Origin of the sequence: Staphylococcus sp. LKG4-2 (genome assembly GCF_050955665.1) — a bacterium.
In the GTDB taxonomy this organism is placed as follows: domain Bacteria; phylum Bacillota; class Bacilli; order Staphylococcales; family Staphylococcaceae; genus Staphylococcus; species Staphylococcus saprophyticus.
On sequence record NZ_CP194532.1, the window covers coordinates 1,357,273 to 1,381,443 of the forward strand.

A 24,171-nucleotide genomic window follows, 5' to 3' on the forward strand; every position below is an offset into this window, starting at 1 on the left:
TGTTGAATAACTTTAATTTAGGGTGGTACCACGAAGACCTCGTCCCTTTTTTGGGATGAGGTCTTTTTGTGTTATTGAGTAGTAACATAAGGTGATTCGTAAAGATTTAAGAGCTTGAAAAAAATAGGAGGAATGTGACATGGATCAAATTAAAATTAAATTTCCAGACGGTAATACAAAGGAATTTGACAAAGGAACAACAACTGAAGATATCGCACAATCCATCAGCCCAGGATTAAGAAAAAAAGCTGTGGCAGGCAAGTTGAATGGACAATTAATTGATTTAACTAGACCTATTGAAAGTGATGGAGATATTGAAATCGTGACACCTGGTTCAGATGAAGCGTTGGAAGTTTTACGTCATTCTACAGCACATTTAATGGCGCAAGCATTAAAACGTTTGTATGGTGAGGTTCATTTTGGTGTTGGACCTGTTATTGAAGGTGGTTTCTACTATGACTTTGATATGGAAGAAAGTATCTCATCGGATGATTTTGAAAAAATTGAAAAAACAATGAAACAAATTGCGAACGAAAATTATCCAATTGAGCGCAAAGTTGTGTCACGTAATGAAGCAAAAGCTTTTTTCTCAGATGATCCGTATAAACAAGAATTAATTGATGCGATTCCAGAAGATGAAAATGTGACATTGTATACACAAGGAGAATTTACTGATTTATGTCGTGGGGTCCATGTACCATCAACTTCAAAAATTAAAGAATTCAAATTGTTATCAACTGCGGGTGCTTATTGGCGTGGCGATAGCAATAATAAAATGTTGCAACGTATCTATGGTACAGCTTTCTTTGATAAAAAAGATTTAAAAGCCCATTTGCAAATGCTTGAAGAAAGAAAAGAACGTGACCATCGTAAAATTGGTAAAGAGTTAGAACTCTTTTCTAATAATCCGTTAGTAGGCGCAGGTTTACCACTATGGTTGCCTAATGGTGCAACAATCCGTCGTGAAATTGAACGTTATATCGTAGATAAAGAAGTGAGTATGGGTTACGATCACGTTTATACACCAGTAATGGCAAACGTTGATTTATATAAAACATCTGGACACTGGGATCATTATCAAGAAGATATGTTCCCGACAATGAAATTAGATGAATATGAAGAAATGGTATTAAGACCGATGAACTGTCCACATCATATGATGATTTATGCTAATAAACCGCATTCATATCGTGAACTACCAATTAGAATTGCTGAACTTGGTACAATGCACCGTTATGAAGCAAGTGGTGCGGTTTCAGGATTGCAACGTGTTCGTGGTATGACTTTAAATGATGCGCATATTTTTGTTCGTCCAGATCAAATCAAAGAAGAGTTTAAACGCGTAGTTAATTTAATTATAGATGTTTATAATGACTTTAATTTTGAGAATTATAGCTTCCGTTTAAGTTATAGAGATCCAGAAGATAAAGAGAAATACTTTGATGACGATGAGATGTGGATTAAAGCTGAAAGTATGTTAAAAGAAGCGGTTGATGAACTAGGATTAGACTATGAAGAAGCCATCGGTGAAGCGGCATTCTACGGTCCTAAACTAGATGTACAAGTTCAAACAGCGATGGGAAAAGAAGAAACTTTATCTACAGCGCAACTTGATTTCTTATTACCACAAAAATTTGAATTGACTTATATAGGTAATGACGGCGAACAGCATAGACCCGTAGTTATTCACCGTGGTGTTGTATCAACTATGGAACGTTTCGTAGCGTTCTTAACGGAAGAAACTAAAGGTGCCTTTCCAACTTGGTTAGCACCAAAACAAGTAGAAATTATTCCAGTTAATGTTGACTTACATTATGATTATGCAAGACTTATTCAAGATGAACTAAAATCTCAAGGTGTACGTGTAGAGATTGATGATCGTAATGAAAAGATGGGTTATAAAATTAGAGAAGCACAAATGCAAAAAATCCCATATCAACTAGTCGTTGGTGACAAAGAAGTTGAAAACAAAGAAGTAAATGTTAGAAAATATGGTTCCCAAGATCAAGAAACGCTTGAAAAAGATGAATTCATTTGGAACTTAGTTGATGAAATCAGATTGAAAAAACAAAGATAGTCTTGAAACTATTGTTAAAATCATGTATATTACAGTTTAGTGAGTAATAAAAAAATTAAATTTGAGTTAGAGGTTGCGTTTTTAAAGAGTAATGATTCAGAAGCCAGATGGGGCATATGTTGAATGCATGAAAGGTGAAAATGCCGAAACCTGTATTGACCATTTACAATACAGGTTGGGACAGTTATCGAAAGAAACTGGACTGTCACATATGTGATGTGCTACCTATATAAATGCTATTATTAAAATGGTTGCATATCTAATGGGTATGCAACCATTTTGTTTTGGTTTAATGATTATTGAAAATACATTAACGGGATAGAGCGAAAATATGAAGTCATGTGTAATGGATATACTGAATACAGATGACAATGTTTTACTATAAACGTATTGGATTAATCATATAGAAAGTTAGCCTCTAAATTTAAAGAAAGGGAGCTTCTATGGCAAATCAAGAAAATCAAAACACTGGGATTAAAAGAGGGTTGAAAGACCGTCATATTTCCATGATTGCTATTGGGGGTTGTATTGGAACAGGACTATTCATGACTTCCGGTGGTGCGATCCACGATGCTGGTGCACTTGGTGCGCTTTTAGCATATGCAATCATTGGAGCAATGGTCTTCTTTCTTATGACTTCATTAGGAGAGATGGCGACGTATTTACCTGTATCTGGATCGTTTAGTACATATGCTACACGCTTTGTAGATCCTTCATTAGGATTTGCATTGGGATGGAACTACTGGTTTAACTGGGTAATTACTGTTGCTGCCGATGTTACAATAGCTGCGCAAGTTATTCAATATTGGACGCCGTTATCTGGTATTCCGGCTTGGAGTTGGAGTTGTCTCTTTTTAATTATTATTTTTGGACTTAATGCATTATCTGTACGAGTTTATGGCGAAAGTGAATATTGGTTCGCGTTAATTAAAGTAGTTACTGTAATTATTTTCATTGCAATTGGTCTATTAACGATTCTAGGTATTATGGGAGGCGAATTTGTAGGCTTTGATACATTTACTAAAGGCGGTGGACCTATTTTAGGTGACGGTCTTGGAGGTAGTTTACTTACTATTTTAGGTGTGTTCTTAGTGGCAGGTTTCTCATTCCAAGGTACAGAATTGATTGGTATTACTGCTGGTGAATCTGAAAATCCAGAACGCGCAGTTCCAAAAGCAATTAAACAAGTATTTTGGAGAATATTAATCTTTTATATACTTGCTATATTTGTAATCGGTATGCTAATACCTTACGATAGTTCAGCGTTAATGGGCGGCGGAGATGATATTTCTACTTCACCATTTACATTAGTATTCCAAAATGCAGGCTTAGCATTTGCTGCGTCATTCATGAATGCAGTCATTTTAACTTCAGTGCTTTCTGCAGGTAACTCAGGTATGTATGCTTCAACTAGAATGCTTTATTCAATGAGTAAAGATAAACTGGCATACCCTATATTTGGTAAAACAAATAAAAGCGGTGTTCCTTATGTATCTTTAATCGTTACAGCAATCATAGTTATAGGCATATTTATATTGCAACACTTGAGTGGTGATGCATATGAATATATCGTAGCTGCGAGTGGTATGACTGGTTTCATCGCATGGGTAGGTATAGCTGTGAGTCATTATAGATTTAGAAAAGCATTTGATAAACAAGATTATGATAAGTCTAAATTGAAATATAAAGCGAAATTATTCCCATTTGGACCTATATTTGCTGGTATCTTGTGTGTATTAGTTATTATTGGACAAGATGTAGATTTTATTAAAACAGGTGACTTTGACCTTAACAGGTTTGTTATCACTTATATGGGAATTCCAGTATTCTTGGCGTTCTTCATTTATCATAAAGTGAGATATAAAACGAAAATGGTTCCATTGGAAAAAGTGAACTTACGACAAGATGTTGATATGGAAGAAATTAATAAATAATAAAAAGCTATTGACTTGTATATGTATTATTGATAAGATAGGTAACGTTGAATACGAAACGAACCAAGTAGAAGCTCCCGCTTCTCACCTGTTGCGACGCTATAGGCAGTTGGCAGGTCTTATATATACATGTTAATTTCATGTGTAGAGAAGAGCGGGTATATTATATACTCGCTCTTTTTGCTTGGGATAATTTCGTAAAAATCTTGGAGGTGTCAACCATAGCAAAAGATCAAACTCAAGTTAACGAAAAGATTCGTGCAAAAGAATTACGCTTAATCGGTCAAGACGGAGAACAAATTGGTGTTAAAACTAAAAATGAAGCTCTAGAAATGGCGGAACGCGTTGGTTTAGATGTAGTCATTATGGCTCCAAACGCTAAACCACCTGTTGCTAGAATTATGGATTACGGTAAATACAAATTTGAACAACAGAAAAAAGAAAAAGAAATGAAAAAGAAACAAAAAACAATCAACCTTAAAGAAATTCGTTTAAGTCCAACAATTGAGGAACACGATTTCCAAACAAAATTGAAAAATGGACGTAAGTTCTTAGAAAAAGGCGATAAATGTAAAGTTTCAATTCGTTTCAGAGGTCGTGCAATTACGCATAAAGAAATTGGTCAACGTGTATTAGAAAAATTTGCAGAACAATGCAAAGACATCGCTACAGTTGAACAAAGACCTAAAATGGATGGACGTCAAATGTTCATCATGTTAAGTCCAATTAACGAAAAATAATAATCGATATTACAGGAGGAAATGAATCATGCCTAAAATGAAAACACACCGTGGAGCAGCTAAACGTGTTAAAAGAACTGGTTCAGGTAAATTAAAACGTTCTAGAGCTTTCACATCTCACTTATTTGCAAACAAGAGTACTAAACAAAAACGTAAATTACGTAAAGCTTCATTAGTAAGCAAATCAGATATGAAACGTGTAAAACAATTATTAGCTTATAAAAAATAATTAACGATATAAAAAAGATAAGATCGAACATATTTAGAGGAGGAATTTATTATGCCACGAGTTAAAGGTGGAACAGTAACAAGAGCGCGTCGTAAAAAGACGATTAAATTAGCTAAAGGTTACTTCGGTTCAAAACGTACATTATATAAAGTAGCAAAACAACAAGTTATGAAATCAGGTCAATATGCATTCCGTGACCGTCGTCAAAGAAAACGTGATTTCCGTAAATTATGGATTACACGTATCAATGCAGCAGCTCGTCAACATGACATGAGCTATTCAAGATTAATGAATGGTTTGAAAAAAGCTGAAATTGATATCAACCGTAAAATGCTTTCTGAAATTGCAATTTCAGATGAAAAAGCTTTTGGTGAATTAGTAGCTAAAGCAAAAGATGCTTTAAAATAATAATCAAGTAGAGTCTGGGACATGAATTATTGTCTCAGACTCTTTGTCATATAGGACAAAAGATGGTTGAAATGCAATCTCTATATTGGAGATCATTTATGTTTATCGATTCGTTTCAATTTAATTCTAGAAAAGTTAAACAATGAAAATTCAACTTTTCTCTTGTTGTCTTAAATTTAATGAATGAGATTAAAATACATAGCAAATTAATTTTTGTAATTTCTAAAGTTATATTAACAATCTACAATATGATTTTGAATAATCATTTTGATAAATAACTACGGTTTGATAAAATAATGAAGAAGTCATATATGAAGGAGAAACTAATGTCTAAATTTGATGAAATGATAACAGTAGTTCCAAGAACAATTTTATTTGATAATGAAAAAAATAAATTTAATGGTTTCTTAGATAAAAATACTACAAAAGGTCAAGATATTTTTGACACACTTTCAAAATATGAGATAAAACGACGCGGTGATATGGAAGAAGACCCATCATACAAACAATTAATTTCATATTGCATATTAGAAAATGAACATGATGAAATTTTAGTTTATGAACGTTTGTCTGGTGGTGGAGAGGCACGTTTACATGGTCAGTCGTCAATCGGTGTTGGTGGTCATATGAATGATGTTAAGGGTGCTGAATCTATAAATGAAGTGTTGAGAGTTAACGCTCAAAGAGAATTAGAAGAAGAAGTTGGTTTATCTGATAGCAAATCTCAGAATTTAGCTTACATCGGTTTCATCAATGATGACACGAATGAAGTAGGCGAAGTACATCTAGGTGTCGTCTTTAAAATCAATGTAAATAGTAATGATGTAGAATCAAAAGAAACCGACACATTGAGAATAAAATGGGTAGATCAAAGTAAAATTGATAACTATGATGAATTTGAATCATGGAGCGCTTTAATATTACAAGCTAAACAGTAGGGGTGTATAAAGATGTCCGATGTCATTCCTTTTCCTCGATCAAAAGAAAAACTGATTAGAGAAATTAAGCAATCGTTTAATAGCAATGATTTAGAGCAAATGTATCAATTGTTTGAAGACTTTGAAGAACACTTCGAATTAGATGAACAAATGGCTTTATTAAAATGTTCAATGTTATATAATATGCAGCATTTTCTAGAATTACGTGAAGAGGCCATTATTTTACTTAAGCAAGGAACGACAAAGTATGATGATTTAATGGTTTATTATGTGAAAAGTTTAAACGGCTTGGGACAGTATTTTCAAGTAGTAGAAGTCATCAATCAAATTATAGATGAAGTTAATGACCATAGAACTAGAATGGAATTGTTCCCGATTAAAGAATATGCAATGAGTCAAATAGATAGCCATAATGAACATGCTACCAAAATGCTTCAAGATTTCGACTCAATTTCACTTCGTGATCAAATTAATACGATACTTACATTAATTGATTATAGTCAGTTCAGCTATAAAAATACGGTTGTGAATATTATTGAGCATGTTACTCTCACACCTAATGTGTTAAGTATCATGCTTGAATATTTACGTTTTGCAGAATATGATCAAGAGATAGATATAATAAAATACAATTTTGACATGTCTGTTATACCTAGCAAATTACCAGGATTAGAACATACTGAATTTAAACTTAACATCATTCCAAATGTGATTCAGCACATTGAAGAAGATGCTGCGCAATTGATAGAAGAAGCGCTTCATTTAATGAATAATCATGCCATTTTATTTTATCCATTGGATATCGAGCGAATCGCTCATATAGATGTTTGGGTTGAGGCATATACAAATTACTTTAAAGCGATGATAGGTTTAGAATCATTAGATGAGTCTAATGCGGCCATTCAATTTATTACTGAAATAGATAAATTGAATAATTAATCATTTGTATTTCGGGTAATTGTAAAAAATAGTGTTATAATAAAGCAAATAATTTCAATTTCACAGGAAAATAAAATGTTATAAGCACAGGGTTTGTGTAGTGAATAGTCCTATGCTATAATAGTGAAGTTGAAAAAATAAAATAGGATAATCATGGAGGTTTTTATACATGACAGCAACTTGGGAAAAAAAGGAAGGTAACGAAGGTGTATTAAGCGTTACAGTTCCAGCAGAAAAAGTAGACAAAGCAATTGATCAAGCTTTCAAAAAAGTAGTTAAACAAATCAATGTACCTGGCTTTCGTAAAGGGAAAGTTCCACGTCCAATTTTTGAACAACGCTTTGGTGTAGAAGCTTTATATCAAGATGCAGTTGATATCTTATTACCAGAAGCTTATGGTGAAGCTATTGACGAAACTGGAATTAAACCAGTTGACCAACCAGAAATCAATGTAACATCAATTGAAAAAGGTAAAGAAATGACATTTGAAGCTAATGTTGTTGTAGAACCAGAAGTTCAATTAGGTGACTACAAAGGTTTAGAAGTTGAAAAACAAGATGTTGAATTAACTGATGAAGAATTACAAGAATCAATTGATCATCAATTAGGTCATTTAGCAGAAATGGTTGTTAAAGAAGATGGCGCTATTGAAAATGGCGACACAGTTAACATTGACTTTGATGGCTATGTTGATGGAGAACAATTTGAAGGTGGACAAGCTGAAGGCTACGATCTTGAAATTGGTTCAGGTTCATTTATTCCAGGATTCGAAGAACAATTAGTAGGTGTTAAAACTGGTGAAGAAAAAGATGTTAACGTTACATTCCCAGAAGAATACCATGCTGAAGAATTAGCTGGTAAAGAAGCTACATTCAAAACAAAAGTTAATGAAATTAAATATAAAGATGTTCCAGAATTAACAGATGAAATTGCTAACGAATTAGATTCAGAAGCAAACACTGTTGATGAATATAAAGAAAACTTACGTAAACGTCTAACTGAACAAAAAGAAACAGATGCTGAAAACAATCAAAAAGAAGAAGCAATTAACAAAGCAGCAAACAATGCTTCAATTGATGTTCCAGATGCAATGATTAATACTGAGTTAGATCGCATGGTTCAAGAATTTGGACAACGTATGCAACAACAAGGTCTTAATTTAGAAACTTATTTCCAAATTTCTGGTCAAGATGAATCACAATTAAGAGAACAAATGAAAGACGATGCAGAAGAACGTGTTAAAACAAACTTAACATTAACTGCTATCGCTGATGCAGAAGATATTGAAGTTTCAGATGATGATATCGATAAAGAATTAGAAAAAATGAGTGAACAATTTAATATTTCAGTAGAAGATATTAAACAAACACTAGGTAATACGGATATCGTTAAAAATGATGTACGTATTCAAAAAGTTATCGACTTATTAGTTGATGAAGCTAAATTAGTAGAACCATCTAAAGATGACTCAGAAGCGTAACTAAATATAAATAGAGCAAATTGTTTTGTGAATTATATGTTAGTCGTTTAATATAGTAAACTAGTAGCAGATGCATTCAAATAATGTGTCTGCTACACTATTTTATGCAAATAACTTGTGAAAGGTGTAAGTTGCATATTAAAATACTATCTAGTATAGTCTTTAGGGAATAGGGGTGTAAATAGAATGTTCAAATTCAATGAAGATGAAGAAAATTTAAAATGCTCTTTCTGTGGTAAAGATCAAGACCAAGTTAAAAAACTAGTAGCAGGAAGTGGCGTGTATATTTGTAATGAGTGTATCGAGCTATGTTCAGAAATAGTTGAAGAAGAATTAGCTCAATCAGAGCCTGAAGGGCTAACTGAATTACCAACACCTAAAGAAATTATGGACAAATTAAATGATTATGTTATTGGACAAGAAAAAGCTAAAAAATCATTAGCTGTTGCTGTTTATAATCATTATAAACGTGTTCAACAATTAGGACCTAACGAAGACGAAGTGGAATTACAAAAAAGTAATGTTGCTTTAATCGGTCCAACTGGTAGTGGTAAAACACTTCTCGCACAAACATTAGCTAAAACATTAAATGTACCATTTGCAATTGCTGATGCTACAAGTTTAACAGAAGCTGGTTATGTCGGTGATGATGTTGAAAATATATTACTACGTTTAATCCAAGCTGCTGATTTTGATATAGATAAAGCTGAAAAAGGTATTATTTATGTCGATGAAATTGATAAAATTGCCAGAAAATCAGAAAACACGTCGATTACACGTGATGTATCTGGGGAAGGTGTCCAACAAGCATTGCTTAAGATTTTAGAGGGCACAACAGCAAGTGTTCCACCACAAGGCGGACGTAAGCATCCAAACCAAGAGTTAATTCAAATTGATACGACTAACATCTTATTTGTACTTGGTGGTGCCTTTGATGGTATTGACGAAGTAATCAAACGTAGATTAGGTGAAAAAGTAATTGGTTTCTCTAGTAGCGAAGCATCTAAGTATGATGAAGATGCGATTCTTGAACAAATTAGACCAGAAGATTTACAATCATATGGTTTAATTCCAGAATTTATTGGACGTGTGCCAATTGTAGCGAACCTTGAGACATTAGATGTAGACGCATTAAAAAACATCTTAACGCAACCGAAAAATGCCTTAGTTAAACAATATACTAAAATGCTTGAACTAGATGATGTCACATTAGAATTTACAGATGAAGCATTGTCAGCAATTAGTAATAAGGCAATAGAACGTAAAACAGGTGCGCGTGGATTACGCTCAATTATCGAAGAAGCATTAATTGATATTATGTACGATGTACCATCTTCTGATGGCGTTGTTAAAGTAGTAATTACTGCAGAAACGATTAATGATGAAAATGAACCTGAACTTTACGATAAAGATGGAAATCTTGTAAATAAAGAACAAACATCTGCTTAATATATTTTAAGTAGTAAACTGGGAGTGGGACTAAGCAATCAAAGTTAATTGAGATTGCTAACCCACTCCTATTTTTATTTTTTTCAAAATAACCACTTTATAGTGAGAATACATATTCATTTAATAATTTGTGTAATATAATGAATCAGAGAGTTTAACAGAAAAGAGGGACGAAAATGAAAGTTAATCCTAACGAGATTGAATTATTGATAAGTGCGGTGAAACCAGAACAATATCCTGAAACAGGTCTAAGTGAAGTTGGTTTAAGCGGAAGATCTAATGTAGGAAAATCTACATTTATTAATAGCATGATTGGTAGAAAAAATATGGCACGTACGTCACAACAACCTGGGAAAACACAAACACTTAATTTTTATAACATAGATAATCAACTTGTATTTGTCGATGTACCAGGATACGGATACGCTAAAGTGAGCAAAAAACAACGTGAAGCTTTTGGCAAAATGATTGAAAAATATATTTCACAGCGAGAAGAATTAAAATTAGTCATTCAACTTGTAGATTTAAGACATAACCCAACAGAGGATGACATTTTAATGTATAACTACTTAAAATATTATGAAATTCCTACATTTGTAGTAGCAACTAAAGAAGACAAAATTGCAAAAGGCAAAGTACAAAAACACTTAGCAAATATTCAACAAAAATTAGAAATGGAACCTGAAGATGAAATTATAAGTTATTCATCTGTGAAAAATAATAAACAACAACAAATTTGGAATGTTATAGAAAAGTATTTGTAATTATTATAAAGAACAGGCTTTTTATCATTACATATAATAGAAAATTAAGTATAATTATGACAACAATATGACTACAGATTATAATTCTTCTAATTTACAGGACGAGTTACTTAACGCATGTCATAATTGTGTTATAATAAACTTATTGTAATATGTATGGAGGGCGTTATAAATGCATTTAATTGCGGTAAGCATTAATCATCGTACTGCAGATGTAGCACTTAGAGAAAAAGTTGCTTTCAAAGATGATGCCATACGTTCAGCCAATGTTGATTTATATGAAACGAAATCTATTTTAGAAAACGTTATACTATCAACTTGTAACCGAACAGAAGTATATGCTGTTGCAGATCAAATTCATACGGGTCGCTATTATATACAGAGATTCTTAGCGAGATCATTTGGATTAGATGTTGAGGATATTAAAAATATGACTGAAGTAAAAGTGGGGGACGAAGCAGTAAAACATTTATTGCAAGTCACTTCAGGTTTAGATTCTGTTGTACTAGGTGAGACACAAATTCTAGGGCAAATTAGAAACGCATTCTTTTTAGCTCAAGAAGAAGATACAACAGGCACTATCTTTAATCATCTATTTAAACAAGCAATTACTTTTGCGAAGAAAGCACATAATGAGACTGATATTGCTGATAATGCAGTAAGTGTTTCGTATGCGGCTGTTGAACTGAGTAAAAAAGTGTTTGGCAAAGTCAATAATAAGCAAGCTTTAATTATAGGTGCAGGGGATATGAGTGAATTATCACTCTTAAATTTAATTGGTTCAGGTGTAACTGATATCACAATTGTAAATAGAACATTGAGTAAAGCTCAAGATTTAGCAATGAAACATCATGTTAAATTTGAACCAATGGAATCATTACCAAGACTTTTAGCAGACGTAGATATAGTAATAAGTTCAACAAGTTCAGAAAATTATATTGTGACAAATGAAATGTTGCAATCTATTAGCACTGAACGTAAACACGATTCATTAGTAATGATTGATATTGCGGTTCCTAGGGACATTGAACCGAATATAGATACAATCCATGATATGTTTAGCTATGATGTTGATGATTTGAAAGGTTTAGTAGATGCTAATCTGAGAGAACGCCAACTAGCAGCAGAACAAATTATACAAAACATTCCAAATGAAATTGAAGCACATAATGAATGGGTTAATATGTTAGGTGTTGTGCCAGTTATTCGCGCACTTAGAGAAAAGGCCATGTCAATTCAAGAGGATACAATGGATAGTATAGACAGAAAATTACCTGGATTATCTGAAAGAGAACGCAAAATCATTTCAAAACATACAAAAAGCATTATAAACCAAATGTTGAAAGATCCTATAAAACAAGCTAAAGAATTGAGTAGTGATAAGAAAAGTAACGAAAAATTAGAGCTATTTCAAAGCATATTTGATATTGAAGCTGAAAATGCATATGAAGCTAAAAAGCAAAAGAACAATATGAAAACAGGTCAAATCTTAAGTTTTGAATAAGCATTAGCAAATGGTGATAATATGCAAGAACTATTATTCATAAGGTTAAATGAACTAATATTATTAATTTATCTATTTAGTATTGCTTGTTATTTTTTTGATTTTATTAAAAGGTTTTATAAGATTAGAAACATTGGATTTGTTACATTGGGGATTGTTTGGGTGTTACAAACAATCTCCTTATCTTTTTATGTAACCGCAACAAATCAAGTGCCATTGGGCAATGTTTTTGATGTATTATTTGCACTTGCGTGGTTGATTATTTCGATATCAATCGTGATTAGTGTGATTAAACAAGTCAATATATCCATTTTCTTATTTAATATAATTGGCTTCGTTTTTATCGCAATTAGTACATTTCAACCTATGCACTATCAAGGTGCTGGTGAAAAATTGAATGTAATCAATGAATTACTTATTGTACACGTAACGTTTGCGATAATAAGTTATGCTGTTTTTGCCTTTGCATTTGTGAATAGCATTTTATACTTAATTCAATTTAAAAATTTGAAACAAAAGCGATTTACTCAAAAATACTTTAGAATTAGTAGTGTAGCTACACTTGAAAAAGTTGTATTTTATAATAGTTTAGTGGGTTTTTTATTTATCATATTAAGCATTATTTTAGGTGCTCAATGGGGCATCAATACGATTGGGATGGATATTTTTGTAGATCCGAAAGTAATTATGTCTGTAATTATTACGATATTGTATGGTTTATACTTATTATTAAGAGTAAGGCAGTCGATATCAAAACATAAGTTGATTTATATTAATATCATTCTATTTTGTTTAAACATGATTAATTTATTATTCACTTCCCATGTTTCTGATTTTCATCAATGGACTGGGATTTAAAGAGATACTAAATATAAATGATAAAACGCTAAATTGCTAGGAGGTTACGCAAAATGCGTAAGTTAGTCGTTGGTTCAAGAAGAAGTAAATTGGCTTTAACACAAAGTCGACAATTTATAGATAAATTAAAAGCTATTGACCCAAGTTTAGAAATAGAAATTAAAGAAATAGTGACAAAGGGTGACCTCATCGTAGATAAACAATTATCGAAAGTAGGCGGAAAAGGCCTTTTTGTGAAAGAAATTCAAAATGAATTATTTAATCATGGCATCGATATGGCGATACATTCTTTGAAAGATGTACCTAGCGTCATTCCTGATGGGTTAACTTTAGGGTGTATCCCTGACCGTGAAAATCCATACGATGCATATATTGCAAAAAATCATGTTCCTTTAAATGAACTTCCTGATAATAGCATTGTGGGAACAAGTTCGTTACGCAGAGGTGCACAAATTCTTGCAAAATATCCTAAGTTACAAATTAAATGGATACGAGGAAATATTGATACTCGTTTAAATAAACTTGAAACAGAAGATTATGATGCAATCATTCTAGCTGCTGCCGGATTAAAACGTATGGGTTGGTCTGATGATATCGTCACGAGCTATTTAGACAAAGAAACATTAATTCCAGCAATAGGTCAAGGTGCATTAGGCATTGAATGTCGTTCAGATGATGAGACCCTTTTATCACTATTGAGCAAAGTTCATAATCAAGATGTTGCTGATTGTGTCACTGCTGAACGTACGTTCTTAACTCGAATGAATGGTAGTTGTCAGTTGCCAATCGGTGGCTATGCAACAAAAGAAGCTGATGGCACAATCGAATTTACAGGGTTAATCATGTCTCCAGATGGTAAAGAACGATATCAGCACACTGTACGCGGCACAGATCCTGTTGCATTAGGTGAAGAAGTGACTAAAGTATTAAATGAACAAGGCGCGTATGAAATAATTAAAGCACTAAACGAAGAACAATAATACTTCGAGGTGAAAATAAATGAGACCAGTTATAGTAATGACTCAAACGAGTGAATTTTATAAATCAGATGTATGTATACTACATAAACCTTTCATAAATGTAGAACCATTATCATTTAATCTGAATTTACTCGATGTTAATTATGACTGGCTTATTTTTTCGTCCAAAAAAGCTGTGGAATACTTCAAACCCTACTTATCTAAACTGAATTACAAAAAAATTGCTGTGATTGGTGAAAAAACTGCAGATTATTGTACTTCAATTGGATTGAAAGTATCATTTTGTCCTAAAGACTATTCGCAAGAAGGATTTCTGAAAGCATTTAAAACACATGAACAAAGCAATATTTTATTACCTTCTAGTGCAGCTGCTAGGTCCACGCTTGAAGAAGGATTGAAACAACAAAATTATAATGTTCAAAAGATTGATTTATATGAGCCTGTGCCACATACAAAGCATATTAAGCATGTTAAAATGTTGATTGAGCAAGGCAAAGTGGATGCAATTACATTCGCAAGTTCATCCGCAGTGCGTTATTTTTTTGAAGATAATCAAAACGTATCATTTAATAATTATTTTGTGATAGGGCAACAAACGCTAGATACATTGAATCATTATCAAAAACAAGGTATCGTTGCTGATATACAGACATTAGATGCTTTAGTTAATAAAATTTTAGAAAGTTGGGAAGAAAATGCAATTTGATAGACATAGACGTTTACGTAGTAGTAAATCAATGAGAAATTTAGTTAGAGAAACACATGTGAACAAAGAAGATTTAATTTATCCAATCTTTGTAGTAGAACGTGATAATGTTAAAGAAGAAATTAAATCATTGCCTGGCGTTTACCAATTAAGCTTAAATGTATTAGACGAAGAAATTAAAGAAGCATATGATTTAGGCATTAGAGGTGTTATGTTTTTCGGTGTTCCAAATGAAAAAGATGCTATAGGAACAGGTGCATATGATCATAATGGGATTGTTCAAGAAGCTACAAGAAAAGCAAAGGCTATGTATGATGACTTATTAGTTGTTGCAGATACATGCTTATGTGAATATACAGACCACGGTCATTGTGGTGTCATTAATGAACAAACGAAAGATGTAGATAACGATAAATCACTACCATTATTAGTGAAAACAGCTATATCACAAGTTGAAGCTGGTGCGGATATCATTGCACCTAGTAATATGATGGACGGCTTTGTTGCTGAAATCAGAGCAGGTCTAGATGACGCTGGATATTATAATGTCCCAATTATGAGTTACGGAATTAAATATGCATCAAGTTTCTTTGGTCCTTTCCGTGATGCTGCAGAATCAACACCACAGTTTGGAGATCGTAAGACTTATCAAATGGATCCAGCTAATCGTAGAGAAGCATTGAGAGAACTAGATAGTGATTTACGTGAGGGCGCAGATATGATGATTGTTAAACCAGCCCTTAGCTTCTTAGATATTATTAGAGATGTTAGAAATACTACGAACGTTCCAGTTGTTGCATATAATGTAAGTGGTGAGTACAGTATGACTAAAGCCGCATCATTGAATGGTTGGATAGACGAAAAAGCAGTTGTTATGGAACAAATGACTTCCATGAAACGTGCTGGTGCGGATATGATTATTACGTATTTTTCAAAAGATATTTGTCGTTATTTAGACGAACAATAGTGATTAGGAGGTTATGTGAATGCGTTACAGTAACTCAGAAAAAGCAATGGCTAAAGCCGAAGAATTAATGCCTGGTGGTGTAAACAGTCCAGTAAGAGCATTTAAATCTGTTGATACACCAGCCATATTTATGGATCATGGTGAAGGTTCAAGAATTTATGATATTGATGGTAATGAATACATCGATTATGTATTAAGTTGGGGTCCTTTAATTTTAGGACACAAAAATAAACAAGTCATTGAAAAGATACATGAAGCGGTGGACAAAGGAACAAGTTTTGGTGCTTCAACATTACAGGAGAATAAATTAGCTGAACTTGTTATCGAACGTGTACCATCTATAGAAAAAGTGCGTATGGTATCTTCAGGTACTGAGGCGACGTTAGATACATTACGCTTGGCTCGTGGTTATACAGGTAGAAATAAAATTGTGAAATTTGTAGGTTGTTACCATGGTCATAGTGACTCACTTTTAATAAAAGCTGGTTCTGGTGTAGCAACACTTGGATTACCTGATTCACCGGGTGTGCCAGAAGGTATTGCAAAAAACACAATTACAGTACCTTATAATGATTTAGATGCAATCAAAGTTGCGTTTGAAGAATTCGGTGACGATATCGCAGGCGTAATTGTTGAGCCTGTAGCTGGTAACATGGGTGTGGTACCTCCAGTTGAAGGTTTTTTACAAGGCTTAAGAGATATCACAACAGCGTATGGTTCGTTATTGATTTTCGATGAGGTAATGACTGGATTCCGTGTAGGATATAACTGTGCACAAGGATACTTCGATGTCACTCCTGATTTAACTTGCTTAGGTAAAGTAATCGGTGGTGGATTGCCAGTAGGTGCATTCGGAGGTAAAAAAGAAATTATGGATCAAATTGCCCCAACAGGTGATATTTATCAAGCTGGTACATTATCCGGTAATCCATTAGCCATGACGAGCGGCTACGAAACATTAAGTCAATTAACACCTGAAACGTATGACTATTTCAATAAATTAGGTGATTTACTAGAGCAAGGCTTAAAAGATGTTTTTGCCAAACATAATGTGCCAATCACTGTAAATCGTGCTGGTTCTATGATAGGATATTTCTTAAATGCAGGGCCAGTAACGAATTTTGAACAAGCTAACAATAGCGATTTAGAAATGTTTAGCCAAATGTATAGAGAAATGGCAAAAGAGGGCGTATTTTTACCACCTTCACAATTTGAAGGAACGTTCCTTTCTACTTCACATACTGAAGAAGATATTAACAAAACCATACAAGCATTTGATACAGCATTAAGTCGAATTGTATAAAGTTTAAATGATGCCCGAGCAACCAATGTGTTGAGCGGGCATTTTATTTGGATGGACTGTGATTGACGATAATGATGAAAGTTGTGAGAACATGAATAAGCAATTAAGAAATAATATGATCGTATTACTGTTCGCCGTGATATTAAGTTTGATATTAAACGCAGCGCATATATTGTTGCCATTCATGTTTGGTCCTATTATTGCAAGTGTGATTTGTGTGAGGGTCTTTCGTCTAGAGATTGAATGGCCATTTTGGCTTAGTCAGATAGGTTTGGTTTTGCTAGGTGTTCAAATTGGTTCAACTTTCACTAAAAATGTAATATTAGATATTAAAGATGATTGGTTAACGATTATTTTGATTACTGTCATGTTGTTAGCCCTAGCATTAGTGATAGCATTCTTTTTCAAAAAAATTGCCAAAGTTAATACGGAAACTGCTATTCTTAGTGTGATTCCAGGGGCTTTAAGTCAAATGTTAATCATGGCGGAAGAAAATAAAAGAGCAAATATTATGGTAGTCAGTTTGACACAAACTTCAAGGATTATTTTTGTAGTTATTCTAGTACCATTTATTTCTTACTTTTTCAGAGATAATGGTAGTAATGGTAGCCTTGAAAAGGCGACAACGAAGGTACTGACAGATGCAGTATCAATTCCCCAAATATTACTTTTAGCATTAGCAGTTTTTATTGTTTATATCATAATGAGTAAGATTAATTTTCCAACGAAACAGTTACTAGCACCGATTATAGTACTTATTAGTTGGAATTTAATTACAGGTGTAACATTTACTCTAGATAATTATATTATTGCGTCGGCCCAGGTGATCTATATGATTCGCATTGGTCTACAAATAGCTAAGTTGCTAGATCAAATGAAAGGGAGAATTGCAGTTGCGATTGCATTTCAAAATGTACTTTTGATATTACTTGCCTTTATCATGGTGTTGCTAATTTCGATGGTGTCTAATCATTCTGTAAATGAATTGTTCCTTGGTGCTGCACCTGGTGGCATGAGCCAAATCGTATTAGTAGCAATTGAAACAGGTGCCGATGTGGCGCTGATATCGAGTTATCATATTTTTAGGATATTCTTTATTTTATTCTTAATTGCACCTTTATTAGGTCATTTACTCAAATATATAGATAGATCACATTCTTAGAGCTATTAGAATTTATTGATTTACTATTGAGTTTGATTAGGTATTTTAAAATGAAATATTGTTCACAAATAACCTTCTATGAATAGAAGGTTATTTTTTAATGAAAACAAAATGCATAAAATAATAATCAGACATTTTAAGGGGATTATCATTAATTTCATTCCAATTTTTAAATATGGGTAACTTAATATTCTTATTTATAGGTCTACTAATGATCGGTATCGTATTATCAGTCTACGAAGGCACAATGCCAGGCACACTACCGACACTATTCTTTTCAAATGTTCGTTATAGAACACTGTCTTGGACATTTAACATTTCAGTGTCTGTGTTTGGTGGTACGACACCTTTAGTAGCGACATGGTTGGTACATGAAACTGGAAACAACCTTGCCCCAGGCTTTTATTGGTTAATAGTGAGTATTATTTGCCTTATAGTTGTCGTGTTTTTATTTAAAGACACTTCAAAACAATCTTTAAAAGGCTCTTATCCAACTGTTTCTAATGAAAAAGAATTTAAAATAGCTGTTGAAAACCCTAAAGATTCATTATGGTAGCATTCAGAAAGCCAACAAAATAAATAATCTATTAATTACATTATGAAACAGCGATGTACTTTTTAATGATTTCATTTTACTTATAACAAATGAAATCATTGAAAAGTATTTTTTTATTTAAAAATAAGCATATAGGTTATGAATATATACGAGTCACTTTTACAAGTAATTTAGTTTAACAAATTTTAATCATCTAATTATTTAGTTATGGTTATAAATCGGATTGTTTGGACAAGACTGCAAATGCGCATTATACAATCCAGCAGCCTCTAAAAATGAAAAAACTGTTACTGGACCTAAAAATTTGAACCCATAACTTTTTAAAGATTTTGAAAGTTTTGTTGCACGTTCATCTACAGTAATTCGGTCACTAGGTTGTTTGTAACCACAATTAATGGGTTCATAATCAACAGTTGACCATAAATAATCACTGAAACTACCGTAGTCTTTTTCAATTTCAAAGTAACCTTTTGCTTGACTTACAATTGCTTCTAATTTTTTTCTGTTATGTACGATATTAGGGAAAGTCATTAATTGATCAATATCCTTATCTGTCATTTTTACAATTTGATGAGGATCGAAATCATAAAATGCTTGTTCATAGGATTCTTTTTTCTTTAATATTGTTAACCATGAAAGACCAGCATGTTGAGATTCTAGTGCTAAGAGTTTAAACAATTTGAGACTATCATATAGTGGTTGCCCCCATACTTCGTCATGATATTTTAAATAGATCGGATTTTTGGTACCAAATGCACAGTCGTTCATAAATTTCACTCCATTTTATTGACTTATTTTAACATCCATTATACTATAATTAAGTAAATAAATATTGTCTACTGGGAAGAGTAAATAGGCTTGAATTTAACAGAGAGTACAAGAATGCTGAAAATGTACAATTTAACTTATTGAAGGTAGCCCACATTGAACTTTAACTGAACACTAATCATATGAAGATATCTGTTTAATAGGTTAAAGCGTGCTTGAGCGTTAATCATGTAATTAAGTGCTTGAAATTAGTTTGTAATTTCTTGAATTTAGGTGGTACCACGGAATATCCGTCCTATTTTGATAGGGCGGATATTTTTATTTTTAAGGAGGATTTTAACACATGGAAATGAAACCAAAATATAATCCAAGGGAAGTTGAGTCTGGACGTTATGACCAATGGGTAAACAGTGGATATTTTAAAACAAAAGATGATCAATCTAAAGAAACATATACAATCGTTATTCCGCCTCCAAATGTAACTGGTAAATTACATCTTGGTCATGCTTGGGATACAACATTACAAGATATATTGACACGTATGAAACGCATGCAGGGTTACGATACCTTATATCTGCCAGGCATGGATCATGCAGGCATTGCGACACAAGCTAAAGTAGAAGCAAAATTAAATGAACAAGGTTTATCTCGACATGATTTAGGAAGAGAAAAATTCTTGGAGCAAGCATGGGACTGGAAAGAGGAATATGCAAACTTTATCAGACAACAATGGGCTAAACTTGGTCTTGGTCTAGATTATAGTAGAGAAAGATTCACATTGGATGAAGGTTTAAGTAAAGCAGTTAAAAAAGTATTCGTTGATATGTACAATAAAGGTTTGATTTATCGTGGCGAATATATTATTAATTGGGATCCTATTGCGCGCACGGCTTTATCTGATATTGAAGTTATACATGAAGATGTGCAAGGCAAATTTTACCATTTTAAATATCCTTATGCAGATGGTAATGGTTATATTGAAATTGCAACGACGCGTCCAGAAACGATGTTAGGTGACACTGCAATTGTGGTTAACCCGAATGATGAACGTTATAAAGACGTAATAGGTAAAACAGTTATTTTACCTATTGTAGGTAGAGAATTACCAATATTGGCTGATGAATATGTAGATATTGAATTTGGTAGTGGTGCGATGAAAGTTACACCTGCGCATGACCCAAATGATTTTGAAATAGGTAATCGACATGATTTAGAGCGTATTATTGTCATGGATGAATCAGGTAAGATGAATGACAAAGCTGATAAATACCAAGGCATGGATCGTTTTGATTGTCGTGAACAATTAGTAAAAGATTTAGAAGCGGAAAACCTAGTCATTAAAATTGAAGAGCATGAACATTCAGTTGGTCATTCTGAACGTTCTGGTGCAGTCGTAGAACCTTATTTATCTACACAATGGTTCGTTAAGATGAAACCACTTGCTGAACAAGCATTAAATAACCAAAAAACAGACGACAGAATCGATTTTGTTCCAGCCCGTTTTGAAAAAACATTTAATCGATGGATGGAAGAAATTCGAGATTGGACAATATCTAGACAACTTTGGTGGGGGCATCAAATTCCAGCATGGTACCATAAGGAAACTGGTGAAATATTTGTAGGTGAGCATGAACCAGAAGATATTGAAAACTGGGTACAAGATGAAGATGTCTTGGATACTTGGTTCTCCAGTGCTTTATGGCCGTTTTCTACACTAGGCTGGCCTGATGTCGAAGCAGATGACTTCCAACGTTATTTCCCAACAAATGCTTTAGTGACTGGTTATGATATTATCTTTTTCTGGGTAGCTAGAATGATTTTCCAAGGATTAGAATTTACTGGAAAACGTCCGTTCAATGATGTATTATTACATGGATTGGTTCGTGCGGAAGATGGCCGTAAGATGAGTAAATCGCTCGGTAATGGTGTTGACCCAATGGATGTTATTGATGAATATGGCGCTGATAGTTTACGCTATTTCTTAGCCACAGGATCGTCACCAGGTCATGATTTACGTTATTCTACTGAAAAAGTGGAGTCTATATGGAATTTTATTAACAAAATTTGGAATGCTGCGAGATTCAGTATTATGAATATTGGTGAAGACTTTACGGTAGAACAAGTTGACTTATCAGGTGATTTATCACTTGCTGACAAGTGGATTTTAACTCGCTTAAACGAAACAATTGAGAATGTAACGGAATTAAGTGATAAATATGAGTTTGGTGAAGTAGGCAGAACGTTATATAATTTCATATGGGATGAATTCTGTGATTGGTATATTGAAATGAGTAAGATACCAATGAATGGTGAAGACGAAGCACAGAAACAAATCACGCGCTCTGTACTTACTTATGTACTAGATAATACGATGAGAATGCTACACCCATTCATGCCATTTGTGACTGAACAAATTTGGCAAAATTTACCTCACGAAGGTGAAACAATTGTTAAAGCTGCTTGGCCAAAAGTAAACGAAGCGCTTGTTTTTGATGACAGTAAAGAAACAATGCAGCAACTCGTTGAAATTATAAAATCTGTGAGACAGTCACGCTTAGAAGTGGATACACCTTTATCTAAGGCGATTCCAATTTTCATTAAAGCAAAAGATGAAAATATTAAAGAAACATTGTTGAATAATTCAAATTATATAGATAGATTTTGTCATCCAAGTGTATTAACGATTGATACAACAATTGAAATTCCTGAAAAAGCAATGACATCTGTAACGACAGCCGGTGAAGTTGTACTTCCATTAGAAGGTTTGATTGATATGGATAAAGAGATTGCACGTTTAGAAAATGAACTTTTAAAATGGGAAAAAGAGCTAGATCGAGTAAATAAAAAATTAGCAAATGAAAACTTCGTCAATAAAGCACCTGAAAAAGTGATTAATGAAGAACGTGAGAAAAAGCAAACCTATCAAGAGAAATATGATGGTGTTAAATTACGAATTAATCAATTAAAAGCATAGGAGTCCTTAAGATGAATTACCTAGATAGCTTATATTGGATACACGAGCGAACTAAGTTTGGTATAAAGCCAGGCGTCAAACGCATGGAATGGATGCTAGAGCGCTTGAATAATCCACAATTTAATATAAATGGTATTCATGTAGGTGGTACAAATGGTAAAGGATCGACCGTTTCATATTTGAGATCAGCACTTGTTGATAACGGATATGAAGTGGGCACATTCACTTCACCATTTATCGAGACCTTCAATGAACGCATTAGTTTAAATGGGAATCCAATAAGTGATGATGAGATTGTTGCACTCGTTCAACACGTCAAACCCGTCAGTGAAGCATTAGAAATAGAAACAGAACTTGGCACTGCTACCGAATTTGAAATTATAACAACAATGATGTTTTTATATTTTGGAGAAATTCATCCAGTAGATTTTGTTATAGTCGAAGCAGGATTAGGTATTAAAAATGATTCGACTAATGTATTTAAACCAATATTATCAATCCTTACAAGTATTGGGTTAGATCATACAGACCTTTTAGGTGATACTTATGTAGATATCGCGAAAGACAAAGGCGCTATCATTAAACCTAATACACCTGTTATTTATGCCGTGAAAAACGATGAAGCACTTAAAGTGATTAGAGATTATGTTGAGCAACAAGAGGCTGAAGGCATCGAATTAGATCGCGATATTAGTATTATTTCAGAAGATGAAGAATTTACTTATCGCTATAAAGATTATGAATTAGAAACACTACTTCTGAATATGGTCGGTGAACATCAAAAAGAAAATGCAGCTCTAGCGATTACGGCATTAATTGAATTAAATGAAGATGGTATCGTTGATTTAGATTTCAATAAAATGATAGATGGTATAGAATCCGTAAGTTGGACTGGTAGAATTGAACAAGTAAAAGATCAGCCTTTAATGATTATGGATGGAGCGCATAATGTAGAAAGCGTAGAAGCGTTAATTAGCACAATTAAGCAATATTACAACATAGAAAATATAGATATCTTGTTTTCAGCAATTAAAGGAAAGCCCATCAATGCCATGGTAGATCAACTTAAAACGATTGCATCGACATTCTATATTACTGATTTTGATTTCCCGAAAGCCTTAACAAAAGAAGAGATTTTTGAAGACGTCAGATACGATCAAAAAGCACTTGTTGATGATTATGTTAAGTTTATAGAAACTTATGAGGGTGAAGGTTTAATCATTACTGGCAGTTTATACTTTATTAGCGAAGTAAAATCTAAAGTGAATTTTAATGAGAGCAATTAGGACATAAATGATGCATATTTTAAAGTATAGCAATATGTCTAGTTATATGAGCTTGAGTTTAATACTACCTAAACTGAAACTTATTCGTAAGTGCTACTAAAATTCTATATGGTTTACTAATGTTAAAGTTCTTTAGTGAAGCGTAACTT

The 24,171-nt window shown here is 33.2% G+C and carries 20 protein-coding genes, 1 pseudogene, 1 riboswitch and 3 other annotated features (1 of these 25 only partly in view); of the genes and pseudogenes, 20 read left to right on the forward strand and 1 reads right to left on the reverse strand.

From position 1 onward, the window contains the following. Window positions 1-50: a binding site (T-box leader), on the forward strand; it begins 165 nt to the left of the window's first position. A gap of 89 nt (window positions 51-139) precedes the next feature. The 18 genes and pseudogenes from thrS to ACM6UH_RS06800 all read left to right on the forward strand — a co-directional run. Then, window positions 140-2,077, forward strand: coding sequence for a threonine--tRNA ligase (thrS, locus tag ACM6UH_RS06715; protein ID WP_011302924.1), 1,938 nt, complete (start codon window positions 140-142; stop codon window positions 2,075-2,077). A 59-nt stretch (window positions 2,078-2,136) separates the two neighbouring features. Further along, window positions 2,137-2,309: riboswitch (Lysine riboswitch) on the forward strand. Window positions 2,310-2,520: 211 nt separating this feature from the next. Next, window positions 2,521-4,011: an amino acid permease gene (locus ACM6UH_RS06720; RefSeq protein WP_002483062.1), complete on the forward strand. Its 1,491-nt coding sequence runs from the start codon at window positions 2,521-2,523 to the stop codon at window positions 4,009-4,011. A gap of 59 nt (window positions 4,012-4,070) precedes the next feature. Beyond that, window positions 4,071-4,200, forward strand: a sequence feature (ribosomal protein L20 leader region). A gap of 23 nt (window positions 4,201-4,223) precedes the next feature. Then, a complete protein-coding gene (infC, locus tag ACM6UH_RS06725; protein ID WP_002483063.1) occupies window positions 4,224-4,751 on the forward strand; it encodes a translation initiation factor IF-3 in 528 nt (175 codons plus the stop codon). 28 nt (window positions 4,752-4,779) lie between these two features. Continuing rightward, window positions 4,780-4,980 carry a 50S ribosomal protein L35 gene (gene rpmI / locus ACM6UH_RS06730; protein ID WP_002483064.1) on the forward strand — a complete coding sequence of 67 codons (201 nt, stop codon included), beginning with the start codon at window positions 4,780-4,782 and terminating at the stop codon, window positions 4,978-4,980. Window positions 4,981-5,031: 51 nt separating this feature from the next. Then, window positions 5,032-5,388 carry a 50S ribosomal protein L20 gene (gene rplT / locus ACM6UH_RS06735; RefSeq protein WP_002483065.1) on the forward strand — a complete coding sequence of 119 codons (357 nt, stop codon included), beginning with the start codon at window positions 5,032-5,034 and terminating at the stop codon, window positions 5,386-5,388. Between the two features lie 326 nt (window positions 5,389-5,714). Beyond that, the gene (locus tag ACM6UH_RS06740; protein ID WP_002483066.1) at window positions 5,715-6,326 is read left to right on the forward strand and encodes an NUDIX domain-containing protein; all 612 of its coding nucleotides are present in this window, start codon (window positions 5,715-5,717) and stop codon (window positions 6,324-6,326) included. A gap of 12 nt (window positions 6,327-6,338) precedes the next feature. Beyond that, window positions 6,339-7,265, forward strand: coding sequence for a hypothetical protein (locus ACM6UH_RS06745; protein WP_047504008.1), 927 nt, complete (start codon window positions 6,339-6,341; stop codon window positions 7,263-7,265). A 169-nt stretch (window positions 7,266-7,434) separates the two neighbouring features. Beyond that, complete coding sequence (tig, locus tag ACM6UH_RS06750) at window positions 7,435-8,745, forward strand: trigger factor (RefSeq protein WP_002483068.1); 1,311 nt, start codon at window positions 7,435-7,437, stop codon at window positions 8,743-8,745. 186 nt (window positions 8,746-8,931) lie between these two features. After that, on the forward strand, window positions 8,932-10,194 hold the full coding sequence (clpX, locus tag ACM6UH_RS06755) for an ATP-dependent Clp protease ATP-binding subunit ClpX (RefSeq protein WP_047504006.1): 1,263 nt from the start codon (window positions 8,932-8,934) through the stop codon (window positions 10,192-10,194). 176 nt (window positions 10,195-10,370) lie between these two features. Continuing rightward, on the forward strand, window positions 10,371-10,958 hold the full coding sequence (yihA, locus tag ACM6UH_RS06760) for a ribosome biogenesis GTP-binding protein YihA/YsxC (RefSeq protein WP_011302927.1): 588 nt from the start codon (window positions 10,371-10,373) through the stop codon (window positions 10,956-10,958). A 172-nt stretch (window positions 10,959-11,130) separates the two neighbouring features. After that, window positions 11,131-12,462, forward strand: a complete 1,332-nt coding sequence (gene hemA / locus ACM6UH_RS06765; protein ID WP_047504003.1) for a glutamyl-tRNA reductase — start codon at window positions 11,131-11,133, stop codon at window positions 12,460-12,462. A 21-nt stretch (window positions 12,463-12,483) separates the two neighbouring features. Further along, window positions 12,484-13,320, forward strand: coding sequence for a cytochrome c biogenesis protein CcsA (gene ccsA, locus ACM6UH_RS06770; RefSeq protein ID WP_041079988.1), 837 nt, complete (start codon window positions 12,484-12,486; stop codon window positions 13,318-13,320). 53 nt (window positions 13,321-13,373) lie between these two features. Next, window positions 13,374-14,300, forward strand: a complete 927-nt coding sequence (gene hemC, locus ACM6UH_RS06775) for a hydroxymethylbilane synthase (protein ID WP_433911944.1) — start codon at window positions 13,374-13,376, stop codon at window positions 14,298-14,300. Between the two features lie 19 nt (window positions 14,301-14,319). After that, window positions 14,320-15,006 (forward strand): uroporphyrinogen-III synthase, encoded by a 687-nt coding sequence (locus tag ACM6UH_RS06780; protein WP_011302931.1) that lies wholly within the window; start codon window positions 14,320-14,322, stop codon window positions 15,004-15,006. Next, complete coding sequence (hemB, locus tag ACM6UH_RS06785; RefSeq protein WP_002483075.1) at window positions 14,996-15,973, forward strand: porphobilinogen synthase; 978 nt, start codon at window positions 14,996-14,998, stop codon at window positions 15,971-15,973. Before ACM6UH_RS06780 ends, hemB begins: the two co-directional genes overlap by 11 nt. A gap of 19 nt (window positions 15,974-15,992) precedes the next feature. After that, window positions 15,993-17,276 carry a glutamate-1-semialdehyde 2,1-aminomutase gene (gene hemL, locus ACM6UH_RS06790; protein ID WP_002483076.1) on the forward strand — a complete coding sequence of 428 codons (1,284 nt, stop codon included), beginning with the start codon at window positions 15,993-15,995 and terminating at the stop codon, window positions 17,274-17,276. Between the two features lie 91 nt (window positions 17,277-17,367). Beyond that, entirely contained in the window at window positions 17,368-18,438 is a 1,071-nt protein-coding gene (locus tag ACM6UH_RS06795; RefSeq protein WP_047504298.1) for an AbrB family transcriptional regulator, read from the forward strand. A gap of 148 nt (window positions 18,439-18,586) precedes the next feature. Further along, window positions 18,587-18,994: pseudogene (locus ACM6UH_RS06800) on the forward strand (MFS transporter); the annotation flags it as partial. 201 nt (window positions 18,995-19,195) lie between these two features. Here ACM6UH_RS06800 and ACM6UH_RS06805 read toward each other — a convergent pair. Continuing rightward, window positions 19,196-19,762 (reverse strand): DNA-3-methyladenine glycosylase I, encoded by a 567-nt coding sequence (locus ACM6UH_RS06805; RefSeq protein ID WP_047503997.1) that lies wholly within the window; start codon window positions 19,760-19,762, stop codon window positions 19,196-19,198. A gap of 58 nt (window positions 19,763-19,820) precedes the next feature. Further along, window positions 19,821-20,063, forward strand: a binding site (T-box leader). 42 nt (window positions 20,064-20,105) lie between these two features. Between ACM6UH_RS06805 and ACM6UH_RS06810 the strand changes: the two genes are divergently transcribed. Continuing rightward, window positions 20,106-22,736: a valine--tRNA ligase gene (locus ACM6UH_RS06810; protein ID WP_048787237.1), complete on the forward strand. Its 2,631-nt coding sequence runs from the start codon at window positions 20,106-20,108 to the stop codon at window positions 22,734-22,736. Window positions 22,737-22,747: 11 nt separating this feature from the next. Beyond that, complete coding sequence (locus ACM6UH_RS06815) at window positions 22,748-24,022, forward strand: bifunctional folylpolyglutamate synthase/dihydrofolate synthase (protein ID WP_048787236.1); 1,275 nt, start codon at window positions 22,748-22,750, stop codon at window positions 24,020-24,022. Window positions 24,023-24,171 lie beyond the last annotated feature (149 nt).

Coding starts and splice junctions, on each gene's coding strand:
- thrS (WP_011302924.1), top strand. CDS start 140: ATGGATCAAATTAAAATTAAATTTCCAGACGGTAATACAAAGGAATTT.
- ACM6UH_RS06720 (WP_002483062.1), top strand. CDS start 2,521: ATGGCAAATCAAGAAAATCAAAACACTGGGATTAAAAGAGGGTTGAAA.
- rpmI (WP_002483064.1), top strand. CDS start 4,780: ATGCCTAAAATGAAAACACACCGTGGAGCAGCTAAACGTGTTAAAAGA.
- rplT (WP_002483065.1), top strand. CDS start 5,032: ATGCCACGAGTTAAAGGTGGAACAGTAACAAGAGCGCGTCGTAAAAAG.
- ACM6UH_RS06740 (WP_002483066.1), top strand. CDS start 5,715: ATGTCTAAATTTGATGAAATGATAACAGTAGTTCCAAGAACAATTTTA.
- ACM6UH_RS06745 (WP_047504008.1), top strand. CDS start 6,339: ATGTCCGATGTCATTCCTTTTCCTCGATCAAAAGAAAAACTGATTAGA.
- tig (WP_002483068.1), top strand. CDS start 7,435: ATGACAGCAACTTGGGAAAAAAAGGAAGGTAACGAAGGTGTATTAAGC.
- clpX (WP_047504006.1), top strand. CDS start 8,932: ATGTTCAAATTCAATGAAGATGAAGAAAATTTAAAATGCTCTTTCTGT.
- yihA (WP_011302927.1), top strand. CDS start 10,371: ATGAAAGTTAATCCTAACGAGATTGAATTATTGATAAGTGCGGTGAAA.
- hemA (WP_047504003.1), top strand. CDS start 11,131: ATGCATTTAATTGCGGTAAGCATTAATCATCGTACTGCAGATGTAGCA.
- ccsA (WP_041079988.1), top strand. CDS start 12,484: ATGCAAGAACTATTATTCATAAGGTTAAATGAACTAATATTATTAATT.
- hemC (WP_433911944.1), top strand. CDS start 13,374: ATGCGTAAGTTAGTCGTTGGTTCAAGAAGAAGTAAATTGGCTTTAACA.
- ACM6UH_RS06780 (WP_011302931.1), top strand. CDS start 14,320: ATGAGACCAGTTATAGTAATGACTCAAACGAGTGAATTTTATAAATCA.
- hemB (WP_002483075.1), top strand. CDS start 14,996: ATGCAATTTGATAGACATAGACGTTTACGTAGTAGTAAATCAATGAGA.
- hemL (WP_002483076.1), top strand. CDS start 15,993: ATGCGTTACAGTAACTCAGAAAAAGCAATGGCTAAAGCCGAAGAATTA.
- ACM6UH_RS06795 (WP_047504298.1), top strand. CDS start 17,368: ATGAATAAGCAATTAAGAAATAATATGATCGTATTACTGTTCGCCGTG.
- ACM6UH_RS06805 (WP_047503997.1), bottom strand. CDS start 19,762: ATGAACGACTGTGCATTTGGTACCAAAAATCCGATCTATTTAAAATAT.
- ACM6UH_RS06810 (WP_048787237.1), top strand. CDS start 20,106: ATGGAAATGAAACCAAAATATAATCCAAGGGAAGTTGAGTCTGGACGT.
- ACM6UH_RS06815 (WP_048787236.1), top strand. CDS start 22,748: ATGAATTACCTAGATAGCTTATATTGGATACACGAGCGAACTAAGTTT.